The 16,704-nt window shown below is 69.8% G+C and carries 7 protein-coding genes and 1 pseudogene; 3 read left to right on the top strand and 5 right to left on the bottom strand.

What is annotated here, in order from left to right; all coding sequences use genetic code 11:
* The gene (locus LPH33_RS03405; RefSeq protein WP_088897503.1) at positions 1-633 is read left to right on the top strand and encodes an LppP/LprE family lipoprotein; all 633 of its coding nucleotides are present in this window, start codon (positions 1-3) and stop codon (positions 631-633) included.
* 150 nt (positions 634-783) lie between these two features.
* Here LPH33_RS03405 and LPH33_RS03400 read toward each other — a convergent pair whose 3' ends face one another.
* Together LPH33_RS03400 and LPH33_RS03395 are read right to left on the bottom strand one after the other, a co-directional pair.
* Positions 784-2,931, bottom strand: coding sequence for a S9 family peptidase (locus tag LPH33_RS03400; RefSeq protein WP_229567037.1), 2,148 nt, complete (start codon positions 2,929-2,931; stop codon positions 784-786).
* 6 nt (positions 2,932-2,937) lie between these two features.
* Positions 2,938-3,825, bottom strand: coding sequence for a phosphoribosylaminoimidazolesuccinocarboxamide synthase (locus LPH33_RS03395; protein ID WP_229567036.1), 888 nt, complete (start codon positions 3,823-3,825; stop codon positions 2,938-2,940).
* Between the two features lie 105 nt (positions 3,826-3,930).
* Here LPH33_RS03395 and LPH33_RS03390 point away from each other — a divergent pair.
* Positions 3,931-5,363 (top strand): annotated as a pseudogene (locus LPH33_RS03390) (MDR family MFS transporter).
* A 74-nt stretch (positions 5,364-5,437) separates the two neighbouring features.
* On the top strand, positions 5,438-5,836 hold the full coding sequence (locus LPH33_RS03385; protein WP_064064571.1) for a hypothetical protein: 399 nt from the start codon (positions 5,438-5,440) through the stop codon (positions 5,834-5,836).
* Positions 5,837-5,885: 49 nt separating this feature from the next.
* Here LPH33_RS03385 and entS read toward each other — a convergent pair whose 3' ends face one another.
* From entS to LPH33_RS03370, 3 genes are read right to left on the bottom strand one after another with little or no spacing between them, the layout of a single operon-like run.
* Positions 5,886-7,136: an enterobactin transporter EntS gene (gene entS / locus LPH33_RS03380; RefSeq protein ID WP_229567034.1), complete on the bottom strand. Its 1,251-nt coding sequence runs from the start codon at positions 7,134-7,136 to the stop codon at positions 5,886-5,888.
* Positions 7,137-7,146: 10 nt separating this feature from the next.
* Positions 7,147-7,368, bottom strand: a complete 222-nt coding sequence (locus tag LPH33_RS03375) for a phosphopantetheine-binding protein (RefSeq protein WP_059382429.1) — start codon at positions 7,366-7,368, stop codon at positions 7,147-7,149.
* 40 nt (positions 7,369-7,408) lie between these two features.
* Entirely contained in the window at positions 7,409-16,645 is a 9,237-nt protein-coding gene (locus LPH33_RS03370; protein ID WP_229567032.1) for a non-ribosomal peptide synthetase, read from the bottom strand.
* Positions 16,646-16,704: the final 59 nt, after the last annotated feature.

Raw genomic sequence — 16,704 nt, 5'->3', positions numbered from 1 at the left:
GTGAGATTCCATCCGACCGCGCTCCTGATCCCCGTCGTCGCAACGACGTTGCTCGCGGGATGCGGGAACGACGACACGACGGCCGTCCCCACGACGACCTCCACAAGCGAGACTGCGCCGGCCACGGGCGCGAACACGGCACGACCTGCACCGGTGCCCGCCGAGTCGACAGAGATTCCCGCGCCGGTCGAGCCCACGCTGGAGGCGTCGGCGCTCGAAGGCAACGGGCTGTGTCTCGACCCGGCGTCGGCTCCCGTCGCGGACGCGCTCGCGGGTCTGAGCGACGACGGGTTCGCGTGGCAGATCGAGGACTCCACCGACGCCGTCGTCGGCGACTGCCCGTCGCTGATGTGGCTGGTCGCGGTGGGTGGGAACAGTGCGTCCTCCCCCGAGCACGTGCTGTTCTTCGCCGACGGCAGCTATCTGGGCACTGCGACGTCGGAGCCGTACGCGTACACCTCGGTGGTCGACGCCTCCGACGGCACCGTCACGGCGGAGTACCGCTGGATCGCCGGTGACGAGCCGTTCTGCTGCCCCGAGGGCGGCCCCGCGACCGTGCGGTACACCTGGGACGGCTCGCAGATCGTCATGCTCGACCCGCTGCCGCAGGAGATGCTCGACTCCTACAACTGATCCTGTTTCCATCCGCTACGAGTTCGACTATCCGCCACGGCAATTGCTGCGGCGGACGACGAAAAGGCGAGCTGATACGAACCGCTCACGGCAGGTAGTGCTTGCGGACGAGCCGATGCCGGCGCCGCTGCCGACAACGGAACGTGCAGGCTACTGCGCGGAAGCCTCCGCGCGGTAGGCACCGGACGTCTCGAGCACCCACGCGAATTCGAACGCGACCTCGCGCCACTTCTCGTAGCGCCCCGACACACCGCCGTGCCCCGCGCTCATCTCCGTCTTGAGCAGCAAGGGGGCATCGCCGGTCTTCGTCGCGCGCAGCTTGGCGACCCACTTGGCGGGTTCGACGTAGAGCACGCGGGTGTCGTTGATGCTGGTGATCGCGAGGATCGCCGGGTAGTCCTTGGCCTCGACGTTCTCGTAGGGGCTGTACGAGCGCATGTACTCGTACACCTCGGGGTTCTCGAGCGGGTTGCCCCACTCGTCCCATTCGATCACTGTGAGCGGCAGGGACGGATCGAGGATCGAGGTGAGCGGGTCGACGAACGGGACGTTCGCGAGGATGCCCGCGAACAGCTCGGGTGCGATGTTCGCGACCGCACCCATGAGCAGGCCACCGGCACTGCCGCCGTCGGCGACGAGCTTCTCCGGGCTCGTGACGCCGGTGTCGATCAGGTGCCGCGCGCACGCCACGAAGTCGGTGAAGGTGTTCTTCTTCGTCAGCGACTTGCCGTTCTCGTACCAGTGCCGGCCCATCTCGCCGCCGCCGCGCACGTGCGCGACCGCGAAGACCATGCCCCGGTCGAGCAGCGACAGGCGTGCGACGGAGAAGGCCGGGTCGATGCTGGCCTCGTACGAGCCGTAGCCGTACAGCAGGGTGGGGGCGTTCTCGGGGGTGCCCTTGCGCGCAACGATCGACAGCGGGATCTTCGTGCCGTCCTCGGCCGTCGCCCACTCGCGGCGCTGCTCGTAGAGCGTCGGGTCGAACTCGCCGAGCACGGGCTGCGACTTGAGCAGCTTCAGCTCGCCGGTGCTCACCGTGTAGTCGTAGACCCGGCTCGGGGTGATGAACGACGTGTAGCCCAGACGCAGTGTGGGCTGGGTCCACTCGGGGTTCGCGCCCGGTCCGACGGCGAAGAGTTCCTCGTCGAACTCGAGTTCGGTGAGCTTGCCGTAGCCCTCGTCGGTCAACGGCCACACCGCGAGTCGCGTGAGGGCCTCGCGGCGGTAGCCGAGCACGAGGTGTCCCTCGAACGCGTCGACGTCCTCGAGGCGCACGTCGTGCCGGTGCTCGATCAGGGTGCGCAGCGCGGACGGGTCGTCGACGGGAGCCTCGGCGAGGACGAAGTTCTCGGCCTTCTCCCCCGTCTCGGGGTCGACGTCGTTGTGCAGGATGAGGAAGCGGTCCTCACCGGCGATCACGGCGTGCTCGGCGCCGTACTCGACACCTTCGCGACGCGGCAGGATCACGCGGAATTCGCCTGTGGGGTTCTCGGATTCGAGCACCCACCCCTCGGTGGTGATCTTCGAGCCGACCCAGATCATGAGGTACTTCTCGCTGCGGGTCGACCCGATCGACACCCAGTACCGCTCGTCGGGTTCGTGGAAGACCTTCACGTCCTCGTCGACGGAGGTGCCGAGCTTGTGCCGCCAGACGGTGTCGGGCCGCCACGACTCGTCGACCGTCTGGTAGAAGACGTGGCTGTGGTCGAGCGCCCACGTCGCTCCCGGTGCGGTGCCGGGGATCTCGTCCGACCGCATCTCACCGGTGGTGAGGTCCTTGATGCGCAGGGTGTAGCGCTCGTCGCCCACGACGTCGGTCGAGTACGCGAGCAGCGTGCCGTCGTGGCTGATCGAGAACGCTCCGAACGAGAAGAACTCATGCCCTTCGGCCTCGACGTTGCCGTCGAGGAGCACCTGCTCGCCGGGAAGTTCGACACCCGGTGTGATGTTCGGCGGCGTCCAGTCGTCGGCGTCGGTGATCGGGCACCGGCACTGGATCGCGTACTGCTTGCCCTCGACGGTGCGGGCGTAGTACCACCAGTCGCCCATCCGGGTGGGGACCGACATGTCGGTCTCCTGGGTGCGCGACCTGATCTCCTCGAAGATCGCCTCACGCAGCGGAGCGAGATGCTCCGTCTGCGCCTCGGTGTACGAGTTCTCCGCCTCCAGGTACGCGACGACCTCGGGGTCGTTCTTGTCGCGCAGCCATTCGTAGTCGTCGACGAAGGTGTGCCCGTGGTGGGTGCGCTCGAGCGGCACCTTCTTCGCGACCGGCGGAGTGATCTTCGAGGAGGTCATATGCGGTCAGCCGATCCAATCGTCGAAGGACATTCCCGAAATACGTTCGTACGCCTCGATGTAGCGGGCACGCGTCTTGTCGACGACGTGCTGCGGCAGCGGCGGGGGCGGGGTGTCGGAGGCGCGGTCCCAGCCCGATTCGGGTCCGGTGAGCCAGTTCCGGACGATCTGCTTGTCGAAGCTGGGCTGCACCTTGCCCTCCTCGTACTCGTTCGCGTCCCAGTAGCGGGACGAATCCGGAGTGAGGACCTCGTCGGCGAGCACCAGATTGCCGGCCTTGTCGAGACCGAACTCGAACTTGGTGTCGGCGAGCAGGATGCCGCGTTCGGAGGCGTACATGGCGGCGCGGTCGTAGATGTCGAGCGTGTCCTGGCGCAGCTTCATCGCCAGGTTCAGGCCGACCTTCTCGACGACATCGTCGAACGAGATGTTCTCGTCGTGGTCGCCGAGCGCGGCCTTGCTGGCCGGGGTGAAGATCGGCTCGGGCAGCTTGCTGGCCTCGACGAGACCCTCGGGCAGAGCGACACCGCACACGGAGCCCGTGGCCTGGTAGTCGATCAGGCCGGAGCCGGTGAGGAAACCGCGGGCGACGCACTCGACGGGCACCATCTCGAGGCGCTTGACCACGAGTGCGCGGCCGAGGACCTCCTCGGGGATACGCTCGTCGTCGGGTTCTCCCGCGAGATGGTTGTTGGTGGCGTCGAGCAGCTTGAAGAAGAACACGCTCATCGCAGTGAGGACCCGCCCCTTGTCGGGGATCGGGGTCTCGAGCACGTGATCGTAGGCCGAGATCCGGTCACTGGCGACGAGGAGCAGGTGCTCGTCGTCGATCACGTACAGATCACGCACCTTGCCGCCGGCGAGGTGTTGGTAGGACTCGAGTGAAGGACGCACGCTGACACCCTAGTGCTCATCGAGTGGGCGTACCGCAACCCGTGGCGGATATCCCACTCGGTCACAGCACGACGGAGCAGCGACGCGAGCGAGAACAGGAGTGGCATGGCCGCATCGTCGCGGGTGGACGTCGGGTTCAGGTCCGAGCGGGGCCCGATCCTCATCGCTCTGATGCTCGCCACCTCCCTCGTGGCGCTCGAGAGCACGATCCTGGCCACCGCGGTCCCGACGATCGTCGCGGACCTGGGCGGCTTCACCCAGTTCCCGTGGTTGTTCTCCGCCTACCTGCTCACGCAGGCGGTGCTCGTCCCGGTCTACGGCAAACTCTCCGACGTCTTCGGCCGCACTCCGCTCCTGTTGTTCGGGATCGGGGTGTTCGCGGCGGGCTCGGTGCTGTGCGCGCTGGCGTGGAGCATGCCGGCGCTGATCGCGTTCCGCGCGGTGCAGGGACTCGGCGCCGGTGCCGTGCTGCCGATGGCGCAGACGATCGCCGGGGACATCTACACGGTCGCCGAGCGGGCCAAGGCGCAGGGCTATCTGGCCAGCGTGTGGGGCATGTCGGCGGTGGTCGGCCCGGCCGTGGGAGGCATCTTCGCCGACTTCCTGTCGTGGCGGTGGATCTTCTGGGTCAACCTGCCGTTGTGCGCCCTCGCGGCGTGGGTGCTCGTCCGCAACTTCCGCGAGGAGAAACCGGCCGGACCACGACCGCGGGTGGACTGGGCCGGCGCGGCGACCCTCGCGGCGGGCGCCGCCCTGTTGATCCTCGGGCTGCTCGAGGGCGGCCAGTCGTGGGCGTGGACGTCGGCGACGAGCATCGGCATCTTCGCCGCGGGCGCGACGCTGATCGCGGTGTTCGTGTGGATCGAGTCCCGCGCGGCCGAGCCGATCCTGCCGATCCGCCTGTTCACCCGGCGGGTGCTCGTCACCACCAGCGCCGTGTCGTGTCTGGTGGGCGCGGTCGTGCTGGGCCTGACCTCGTACGTTCCGTCGTTCGTGCAGGGAGCACTGGGACCACGGCGCTCGTCGCGGGCTTCACGCTGGCGACGATGACGATCGGCTGGCCGATCGCCGCGTCGCAGTCGGGCCGGTTCTACCTGCGGATCGGTTTCCGCAACACCGGCCTGGTGGGTGCGGTGCCGCTGCTCTGCGGTGCGGCACTGCTGACGCAGGTCGGGAAGGATTCGGCTCCCTGGCAGGTCGCGGTCTGCTGCGTGCTCGTGGGTCTCGGGATGGGGTTGATCGCCAGCCCGTCGCTGATCGCGGCGCAGTCGAGCGTCGAGTGGTCCGAGCGGGGCGTCGTCACGGGCGCGAACGCCTTCGCCCGCGCGATCGGCAGCGCGGTCGGAGTGGCGGTGTTCGGTGCGCTCGCCAATGCGGCCCTCGGTGGTGCGGCGACCGACGAGACCACCGCGGGGGCTCCCGACGCGGCGCAGTTGGCGGCGTCCGTGGCGCCGGTGTTCGTCGCCGTTCTGGTCTGCGCCGCCCTGCTCGTGTCGTGCGTGTGCCTGATCCCGAACCGTCCGGCGGCGGCCGGGTAGGCGACACGCCGCGTGCCTATACCGTTACCTACGCGCTGTTTCGTATTCGCTCGAGATCGGGCACCATCTCTGCGGTGAGAACGACAAGCGGCGGCAAGGACACCATCGACGACGTGACGTACTTCCCCGTCGGGGCTGCGGAGCATGCTCTGCAGCGACTGGCACACGCCACGGCGATGCAGGACACGACGGATTACGAGTCGCTGCGCTCTGCCATGGACGCGGAGTACTTCTGGCGCGGTGTCGCCGAGACCTTCCGGATCGCCGACGAGGCGTTCCGGATCGTGTCGTCCGCGACCCGCGACCGGCAGGACATCTCCGCGCACGTCATGGCACGCGCTGCCGATTGGGTGGGCACCATCGAGCTCGCCACCGAGGGGTCCCGGCTGTACGGCGCGCTCGTCGCCTACACCCAGGGCGTCAGCGAAGGGTATTCGGCCGTGGAGGCGTGGGCGCGCGACGGACGGGCATGACACGAAGGTGAGGCCGGGTTCACCCGGCCCCACCTCGTCGACCCGCAGGTCAGCCCACAGATTCGAGATCGCCCGCGTCCTCGAACCGCCGCAGCGTCGGGGTCGCGACGAACATGATCGCGATGATCACCACACCGGCCACGCCGTAGACGGTCAGGGCCATCGAGACCGGCACCAGCGAAGCCACGACGCCCGCCGCGACCGCGCCGACGGAGGTACCGGCCGTCACCTGCGCACCCCACACGGCCGCGATCCGTCCGCGGTACTCGTCGGAGGTGTTGCGCTGGACGGTCGCGTACCGCACGACGTCCGCGAGCGAGTCGCCGAAACCGTGCGCGGCGAGGCCGAGCAGCACGACGGCGAGGACCCCGGTCGCGCCGGCACCCACCAGACCGGCGGCGGAGACCGCCATGAGCAGGTAGACCACCAGCCCGTACCGGCGGATCGATCCGGTCCAGCCGCTGGTCAGCGAGCCGATCACGGCTCCGACTGCGGGCGCGGTGTAGAGCAGGCCGACCACCGACGGTCCGACGCCGAGCACCTCGTCGGCGAACTCCGGGATCAGCACGGCCCAGCCGGAGAGCAGCATCGCGAGGAACCCGACGATCAGCACCTGCCCCACCACGCGGTTGTGTGCCGCGTACCGGAAGCCCGAGACCACCGACTTCAGCGGTGATTCCTCCGCGACATGCGTCGGGGGCAGCGACGGCAGGCGGGTGATGCAGAAGGTGGTGATCGCGGTGGTGAACGCCGCGAGCGCGTAGGCCACACCCACACCACCGGCGGCGATGACGACACCGCCGAGCGCCGGGCCGATCATGGAGCCGAGGTCGGCGGTGAGCGCCATGAGCGCGCCGGCCGCGGCGAGCTTGTCGCGCGGGATCAGGCTGGGGGTGACGGCCATGAGTGCGGTCGCCGAGATCCCGCCCGCGATGCCGTCGACGACGGCGAGCACGTAGATCGCCCACATCTGCGGTTCGGGCAGGAACGCGTTGATCGCCAGCAGCGCGAAGGCGACGCCCGCGGTGCCGCGGGCGAGGGCGATGACGTTCCGCCGGTCGTACCGGTCGGCGAGCACCCCGCCCGCGAAGGTGGCCCCGAAGGTGGTCACACCGATCACCGCGGACACGGCAGCGACCTGCGCCGTCGAGCCGGTGAGCTGGTACACCTGCACGGGCACGGCCACGATGAGGAAACCGAGACCGAACAGCGAGACGACGCGTGCGGTGAACAGGTACCGGAACTCGCGGCTGGTCCGCAGCGGGTCGATGTCGATGAGGAGCTTCTCGAAGACGGCCACGATCACCCGCTCATCCGCGGGTGAGCAGCGCGATCCACTGCTCGAGGTCGGGAGCCGAGGCGAGGTCCACGAAGTCGACCTCGACGCCGGCGCTGCGCCACTGTTCCACGAGGGCCATCAGCCGGACGGAGTCGAGACCCTGGTCGACGAGGCTCGCCGAGGGGTCGAGTTCGTCGACGTCGATGTCCAGGATCCGGGCGGTGTCGGCGAGGACGGTAGTGCGATCGAGCATGGTGTTCTCCTTCTTTCGATGTGTGCAGGCGGGTTGCGCTCTATCGAGCGGTGCCCGTCAGTTCTCTCGCGGCGACGACGACCTGCACCGTGTCCTGCCAGATCCGCGCGATCTCGGCGAGCGTGTCCGCGTCGACCACGTCCGCTGCGGCGGCGAACTCGCATTCTAGAACCGCGCCGTCCGGGGTGTCCTCGGTGATCGCGTCCACCTGCAGGACGTGGTCGAGCGGCATGTCCGGATCCACCGACCCGCCGATCGCGGCGGCGCCCGGTGCGCCCGACCACGGGCTGCCGGATGCCTCGCCGAGCGTGAGCCGGCCGAGGTAGTTGAAGACGACGGCCGGCGGCACGTACCGGGCGAAACAGTCGCCGAAGTCCGGGTTCAGTCGACGCAGCAGGCCGAAGCCGATGCCGTTGTCGGGTCGTTCCCGCGACGCGCGTGCCACCGCGCGCAGCGCCGCGCCCGCGGCGTCGGTGTCCCGGGACGCGGACGCCACGTCGACCTCCGACAGATCCACCGTCACCGGATACATCGACGTGAACCAGCCGACGGTGCGCGACAGGTCGGCACCGGGGACCACCTGCTCCTCGCGGCCGTGTCCCTCGAGGTCGATACGGACCTGGTCGCCGCCCCGAACCGACGCCACCGCGACGGCGAGGGCCGAGAGCAGGATGTCGTCGACGACGTCCGCGGCCAGGACCCGTTCGGTGACGTCGACGGGCAGGTGCACGCGGGTCGACCGGGTCGAGAAGACGGTGTCGCGTGCCGGGTCGAGTGGGCGCGAACCGAGCATCGGTTCGTCGGCGTCGACGGCGCGCTGCCAGGCCGACCACGACGCGGTGATCCGCTCCGAGCGGGCGGCCTTCGCGAGTTCGTCCGCCCACACCCGGAAGGGTGTGCCGCTCGACGACAGGGTCACCGGCTCTCCACGCTCGGCCTGTTCGACGGCGTCGGCGAGGTCGGGGACGAGGATCCGCCACGACACGCCGTCCACCACGAGGTGGTTCACGACGATCAGGACGCGTCCGGCCTGCTGCGGCCCGAAGTCGAACCACACGACCTGCACCATAACTCCGTTCTCGGGATCGAGTGCGGCGTAGGCGTTCTCGCGTTCCTCGTCGAACAACTCGTCCCAGTCCCGGCCGGTGGCGTCGACGCGCCGCACGGAAGTGGTGAGGTCGGGAACGGTGACGGGGACCGTCCACGACGGTCGGCCTTCGTCGTCGACCCGGAAGGTCGAGCGCAGCATCGGGTGGGCGGCCACGAGCGCCTCGACCGCGGTCCGCAGCGTGTCGAGCGCGAGCCCGACCGGCGCGACGAGCAGTCGCGCCTGCGAGAACCGGGACAGACCGGTCCACTGTTCGAGGGTGTCCCACACGATCGGCGTGACGGTCACCTCACCCGTGGCGTCGCCGACGGCTGCCGGACGGGTCTGTCCGCTGTCGCTGTCGATCGCAGCCGCGAGTGACTCGACGGTGCGCAGTTCGATCACCTGACGGGTCGTGATCCACAGCCCTTCTGCCCGGACCTTCGACACGAGCTGGATCGAGACGATCGAGTCGCCGCCGAGGGAGAAGAAGTCGTCGTCGATGCCCACCCGTTCGAGTCCGAGCACGTCCGCGACGAGTCCGGCCAGGACCCGTTCGGTGTCGGTGCGCGGTGCACTGGTGCCGACCAGCGACGAGAAGTCCGGTTCGGGCAGCGCCTTCCGGTCGACCTTGCCGTTGGCGGTGACGGGGAAGGTGTCGAGCACGAGCACCACGGCGGGCATCATGTAGTCGGGCAGGCGCTCGGCGACGGTGGCACGAACGACCGCCGGATCGACGTCGCCGTCCGGGGTCACGTAGCCGACCAGACGCGTCACTCCACGAGTGTCGGTGTGCGCGTTCACGACCGCGTCCCGCACGCCACGCACCGCGGTCAGCGCGGCCTCCACCTCGCCGAGTTCGACCCGGAAGCCGCGGATCTTGACCTGGTCGTCGCCGCGCCCGAGGAATTCGAGCACGGGCCGGCCGTCGGCACCGCGGACCCGCCGGACGAGGTCGCCGGTGCGGTACATGCGACTGCCGTCGTCGGCGAAAGGATTCGGCACGAACCGGACCGTCGTGAGGTCGGGCCGGCCGAGATATCCGCGGGCGACGCCGGCACCGGAGACGTACAGTTCGCCGACCACGCCCATCGGGACGGGCCGGAGCATCGCGTCGAGGACGTAGGCGCCGGCACCGTGTACCGCCCGGCCGAGGCACGGTGTGTCCGCATCGGTGACCGACCCGATGAGCGAGTCCACGGTGCATTCGGTGGGGCCGTAGAGGTTGAAGGCCCGCCCGTCGGTGAGCTCCCGCAGTCGCTGCCACGACGCAGGATTGACGGCCTCGCCACCGAATCCGACGGAGGCGGGGCGGTGTCCGCTCTCGTACAGTCCCGCCGCGAGCATGCGGTCGAGGAAGGACGGGGTGACCTCGAGGAAGTCGAGTTCGTGCTCGAGCGTGTACGCGACCATCCGTTCGGGATCACGCATGGTGTCCTCGTCGAAGACGTGCACCGTGTGTCCGTCGAGCAACCACAGGGTCGGCTGCCAGGACGCGTCGAAGCCGAACGACCATGCGTGCCCGACGCCGACGGAGTCGCGCCCGGCGGCCGCGACGGTCGGGACGTAGAGATCCGCGCGGTGGCTCTCGAACAGGTTGAGCAGGTTCGCGTGCGTGACCGCGACACCCTTCGGCAGCCCCGTCGAACCGGACGTGTAGATGACGTACACGCCGTTGTGCGGGCGCAGCGCACCGCGCCGGTCGGCGTCCGTCAGTGGGGCGGTGGAGAATCTGTCGAGCTGCAGGTCGGGATCGTCGAGCACCACGATCCGCGTGTCACCGGCGACGGGTGCGATGCCGTCGAGAACCGAGGCGACCGTGACGATCACCTGCGGACGCGAATCGGACACCATGTGCGCCAGTCGATCCTGTGGATAGGACGGATCCATCGGTACGTACACGCCACCCGACGAGATCGCCGCCGCGATCGCGACGACCATGTGCTCGGACCGCGGCAACGCGAGCCCCACGACCGTCTCCGGCCCGACCCCGGCGTCGACGAGAAGCCGCGCGAGTCGCGCGGATCGCCGGCCCAGTTCCGCGAACGACAGTGTCGTGCCGTCGGCGACCACCGCGGGTGCGTGCGGGGTACGTGCGATCTGCCGTGCCAGGAGATCGGCGACGGTTGCCGCTCCGCTCGACGGTGCCGCGGGGGTCGTCGACCACTCGCTGCGCAGACCGGCGCGTTCGGCGGCCGTGAGCACATCGAGTTGCGCCACGGTGCCGGGGTTCTCGGTGACGAGCTGATCGAGGATGCGAAGGAGCCTCTCCCCCAGTGCGGTGGCGTCGTCCTGGGTGAACAGATCGGTCCGGTATTCGAGGCCGAGATGCAGTTCGTCCTCCAGTCCCGCGACCAGCACGAGCGGGAAGTTCGTCGCGTCCGAGCCTCCGACGGAGCCGACCCGCACGCCACCGTCCCGCTGCGCCGCGTCGAGGGCGTCGCGGTCGACGGGATAGTTCTCGAAGACGAGCAGGGTGTCGAACAGTTCGCCGATCCCGACGGCACGCTGGATGTCGGCGAGACCCACGTACTGGTGGTCCATCACACGGTTCTGTGTGGCGTGCGTGCGCGTGACGAGATCGGTGATCGACTCCTCCGCCTGCGTGCGGACGCGCACCGGGACGGTGTTGATGAACAGGCCGATCATCGATTCCACGCCCGGCACGTCGGGGACGCGCCCGGAGACGATCGCACCGAAGACGACATCGGTTCTACCGGTGAGCGATCCGACGAGAAGACCCCAGGCGGTCCGGACGAGTCCGTTGACCGTGACGCCGTGTGCGCGGCTCGCTTCGACGAGTCGCCGCGACAGTCCCTCGGGCACGGCGACGGTCAGTTCGGCGGGGAACTCCGGTCGCAGCGCCGTGCCGGACGGTGCGACGAGGGTGGGTTCGTCCACGCCGTCGAGGAGTTCGCGCCATACCTCGACACCGGCCGCGATGTCCTGTTCGCCGAGCCAGTCGAGGTAGTCGGAGAACGGCGCGACCGGCGCGAGTCCGGCGGCGGAACCCCCGGCGGCGTAGATCTGCAGGAGTTCCTGCACGAGCAGTGGGGTGGACCAGCCGTCGGAGACGAGGTGGTGCATCGTGAACAGCAGTCGCGCCCGCGACGGTCCCGCGACCACCAGCGTGAAGCGCACCAGGGGTGCGGCCGCGAGATCGAATCTGCGGGTGCGGTCGGCGGCGAGCAGTTCCGCCACCCGCGCGTCGAGTTCGCCGGGCTCGACGGTCCCGAGGTCGACGACCTCCCAGTGTGGTTCGGCGGTGTGACGGACGACGCCGATCGGTTCGCCCGCTGCGCCGAGTCGATATCCGGTGCGCAGCACGGCGTGCCGATCGACGAGTGCACGCACCGAGCGCTGCATCGTTCGGGCGTCGACGCGACCGTCGAGGGCGAGGTCGGTCTGCATCGTGTAGACATCGACACCCTCGGCGACACTGCCCGATCCCGACGGCTCGTCCAGTCCGGCCAGGAAGTACATGCCGCGCTGTAGGGGTGTCAGCGGCACGACGTCCTCGATGCCGTCCGGATTCTCGGCGTGCAGCGCGAGCACCTCGTCGACGGACAGCCCGGACGCGGTGAGCATCGACGGCACGGGGGCACCGACGGCACCGCCGGAGACCGTGTCGGTGAGGAGATGCAGTGCCGCGAGCCAGCGCTGCCCGATCCTACGGGCCCGATCGGCGTCGAGCGCACCGGTGGCATAGGTGAACACCGCCGACAGCGCGGGTCCGTCCGGTCCGTCCTCCGTGATCGCGTTGACGTCGAGGACGTGGTCGAGGGGCATGGCCGGATCGACGGAACCGCCGAGCGCGGCCACCTCGGGTGCGGCCGACCACGCGGAGTCGGCGGTATCGCCGAGGGTCATCCGGCCGAGATAGTTGAACATCACCTCCGGGGCCCGGTAACCGGCGAAACGGTCGCGGTCCTCGCCGAGGAAACGCAGGAGACCGAAGGCGATTCCGTTGTCGGGAATGCGTTTCAGCGATTCGGTCGCGTGGGTGACGGCCCGGAGCGGATCACCGCCGTCGAGCGCACGGTCTCCGCCGAGTTCGACCGTCACGGGGTACAGGGAGGTGAACCATCCGACGGTACGCGACAGGTCGGCACCGGGCACGATCTGTTCCTCGCGGCCGTGACCCTCGAGATGCACTCGCAGGGCGGATCCGCCGCAGACGTCGGTGACGGCGAGTGCGAGGGCTGCGAGCAGCACATCGCCGGTGCCGATACCGAAGGCGGACGGCACCGTGGTGAGGATGCGTTCGGTGAGGTCGACCGGCACGTCGATCTCGACGGACTCCGAGGTCGACACGATGTCGCGCTGCCGGTCCAGGGCACGGCTTCCCACTGCGGGCGCACCCACGGCGGCCAGGGCGGATTCCCAGACCGGCCACGATCCGGTGATCCGCTCGGACGAAGCCGCCTCGACGAGCGATTCCGCCCACTCCCGGAAGGACGTCCCGGTGTCCTCCGGCGCGGGTGTCTCGCCGCGGGTGGCCGCGGAGACGGCACCGGCGAGGTCGGGCACCAGGATCCGCCACGACACGCCGTCGACGACGAGATGGTGCGCGACGACGACGATCCGCCCGGCCTGCTGCGGTCCCGGGTCGAGGAAGACCACGCGGAGCATGACCCCGGCCTCGGGGTCGAGTGCGTCGACGGCCTCCGACGACGCTTCAGCGATGAGGTCGTTCCACGAAATCTGTTCCGTGGTCGAGAGATCCACTCGCCGGACGAGCGTCGCGGCCTCCGGGATGTCCTCGGGCACGATCCACGACGGTCGGGAGTCGCCGACGGTGAACCGCGACCGCAGCATCGGGTGGGCCGCGAGCAGCGCCCGCACACCCGTGACGAGATCCGCCTCCCGCAGACCGACGGGGGCGACGAGCGTCCGGGACTGGGTGAACCGGCGCAGCGAGTCGAACGATCCGGATGCGAGGGATTCGTGCACGATCGGTGTGACGGGCACCGGGCCGGTCGCCGCCGTCCGGGTTCGCCGGGGTTCCTCGGCGGGTGCCTCGCACGCTGCAGCGAGTGCGGCGGCGGTGCGCAGTTCGAAGACCTGACGGGCCGTCACGCGCAGCCCGGCCGCGCGCAGACGCGACACCAGCTGGATGGAGACGATCGAATCACCGCCGAGGCCGAAGAAGTCGTCGTGGACACCGACACGGTCGAGGCCGAGGACGTCGGCGACGGTGGCGCACAGCGTCCGCTCGGTCTCGGTGCGCGGTTCGCCGGCACCCGCCAGGGACGAGAAGTCGGGCTCGGGCAACGCCTTCCGATCGACCTTGCCGTTGGCCGTGACCGGAAGGACGGGAAGAGCGACGAGCACGGCCGGCACCATGTAGTCGGGCAACCGGTCGGCGAGCGCGGCCCGCACCGCGGCGGTGTCGGGTCCGTCGCCGACGATGTACCCGACGAGGCGGGTCGTCCCCCGGTCGTCGGTGTGTGCGACCACCACGGCGTTCCGCACGGACGGATGCGCGGTGAGCGCGGTCTCGATCTCGCCGGGTTCCACCCGGAATCCTCGGATCTTGACCTGGTCGTCGTCGCGGCCGACGTACTCGAGTGTGCCGTCGTCCGTCCAGCGCACGACGTCGCCGGTGCGGTACATACGGGCACCCGCGGGCCCGTGGGGGTCGGCGACGAAGCGCGCCGCGGTCAGGTCGTGCCGGCCGAGATAGCCTCGGGTGACACCCTTTCCGGAAACGTACAGTTCACCGGCCACTCCGATGGGCACGGGACGCAGCCAGTGGTCCAGGACCCGCACGCTCGTGCCGGGAGTGGGACCGCCGATCGTCACGGTGTCCCCGGTGATGCGCGCGGAGGTCGCGTCGACGGTGCACTCGGTGGGTCCGTAGCAGTTCGTCGCCACCACGTCGCTCGCTGCGAGCCGCTGCCACAGGGCGGTGCTCACCGCTTCGCCGCCCACGGTGACGGTCGCGGGAACGTGCCCGCCCGGTTCGAGGAGACCGGCGTCGAGCAGGCGGTTCATGAGCACGGGCACGGTGTCGACATAGTCGATGCCGTGGGTGCGCACGTAGTCGATGATGTGGTCGACGTCGGCACGGTACTCGTCGGGAAGCACGTGCAGCACATGGCCTGCGAAGAGCCAGGTGAGCGCGGCGACCGCCGAGTCGAAGGCGAACGGGTAGGTGAGCAGGACGTGCCACTGCCCGTCGCGCGGCGCACGACCGGCGGCCTGCATGGGCCCGGCGGCCTGTGCGGCGTGCAGGTCGGCGAGATTGGCGTGCGTGACGGCCACGCCCTTCGGCAGCCCTGTGGAACCGGAGGTGTAGACGACGTAGGCCAGATGATCCGGGCGGAGCGGGGCGCGCCGGTCCGCGTCCGTGAGCGGAGCGGACGACAGCGCCGACAGTGCGGACTCGACGTCCGGGGCGTCGAGGACCAGCACGTCGGCCCCGTCGAGCACCTCACCGAGGCTCGCGCGCGCGGCTTCGGTGGTGATCACCAGTCGCGGTGCGGCGTCGGTGATCATGTGATTCAGCCGCTCGGCGGGATAGGACGGGTCGAGCGGCAGGTAGGCGCCTCCGGCGGTGAGGACGGCGACGATCGCGTCGACCATAGCACCGGTCCGGGGAAGCGCGAGACCGACCCGGTCGTCGGGTCGCACGCCGCGGTCGACGAGCAGCCTCGCCAGTCGTGCCGAGGCCGCACCGAGTTCACCGAACGACGATTCCTGCTCACCGCATACCACTGCGGGGCGGTCGGGGGCGGTGGTGAACCGGTGCGCGAGCAGGTCGGCGACGGTGCCGCTCGACGGTGCCGCGGGTGCGGTGGACCAGGTGCCCAGTACGCGTTCCCGTTCCGCGGACGGCAGGACGTCGAGGTCGGCGACAGGCGCATCGGGCCGGGTACACAGGGCCTCGAGGATCGCGACGAGGCGGGCACCCAGAGCCGCGGCCTCGTCCGCGTCGATCAGCGACGGACGGTGGTCGAGCTTGACGACGAGCCGGTCGGACATCCCGGCCGTGAGGACCAGCGGATAGTTGGTGGCGTCGCGTCCGTCGACACCGGTGATCGTCACTCCCCCGGCGCGTTGCGCTCGCTCGAGGGCGTCGCGGTCGACGGGATAGCTCTCGAAGACGGTGAGGGTGTCGAACAGTTCACCGATCCCGACGGCGCGCTGCACGTCGGACAGGCCCAGGTACTGGTGGTCGACGGTGCGCGACTGCTCGAGCTGTACGCGTCGCAGCAGGTCGGTGACGGTCGCGGCGGGATCGAGCCGCACCCGCACCGGCACGGTGTTGATGAACAGCCCGACCATCGATTCCACGCCGACGAGTTCCGGCGGACGGCCGGAGACCGTCGCGCCGAAGACGATGTCGCCGCGGCCGAGCAGACCGGACAGGAGCATCGCCCACGCGGTCTGCAGCACCGTGTTGAGGGTGACCCCGCTTGCGCGGGTGAGCTCCGCGAGTTTCGCGCCGAGCCCGTCGGGGACCGGCACGTCGAGTTCGCCGCAGCGTTCCGACGAGCGGGTCGCGCCCGGCGGTGCCACGAGCGACGGCTCGCTCACACCGTCGAGCGCCTCGCGCCACAGCGACCGGGCGACCTCGTGGTCCTGGCGCCCGAGCCATGCGAGGTAGTCGCGGTAGGGGCGTACGGACGGCAGACCCGACGCCGATCCCCCGGCGGCGTAGATCTCGAGCAGTTCGCGTACCAGGATCGGGGACGACCAGCCGTCGACGACGATGTGGTGGGCGGTGAGCAGCAGGCGCACCTCGTCGGCGCCGAACCGCACGAAGGTCCAGCGCACGAGCGGCGGTTGCGTGAGGTCGAACCAGTCGTGCAGGTCGTCCTCGACGATCCTCTCGAGCCGGCGTTCCGCCTCGGCGCGTTCGAGACCCGACAGATCCTCGCTACGCCAGGGATTCTCCACGCCCGACACGACGAGACCCGCCGTACGGCCGTCCTTTCGGGGACGGAAGCACGTGCGCAGCGCCGGATGACGATCGAGCAGCGCCTGGGCGGAGGCCGCCATCCGCCCCTCGTCGACCGCGCCCGACAGCCGTACCACCGATTGCACCGTGTAGGCGTCGGGGTCGGCCGTACCCGTGTCGTCGGATACCGAGCCGGTCGGCGCCGCAACGGTACTCAGGTAGAGCAGGCCCTGTTGCAGCGGCGAGAGCGGAACGATGTCTTCGAGCGCAGTGGAACGGGTCATCTGTCGCTTTCGTTGTAAGACGGTCAATTCGGGCACGAACGACGAACGGCCCCCGCGCC

Source organism: Rhodococcus sp. RDE2, from assembly GCF_020885655.1.
Taxonomy (GTDB): domain Bacteria; phylum Actinomycetota; class Actinomycetes; order Mycobacteriales; family Mycobacteriaceae; genus Rhodococcus; species Rhodococcus pyridinivorans.
This window is presented reverse-complemented; position numbering and strand designations above follow the sequence as displayed.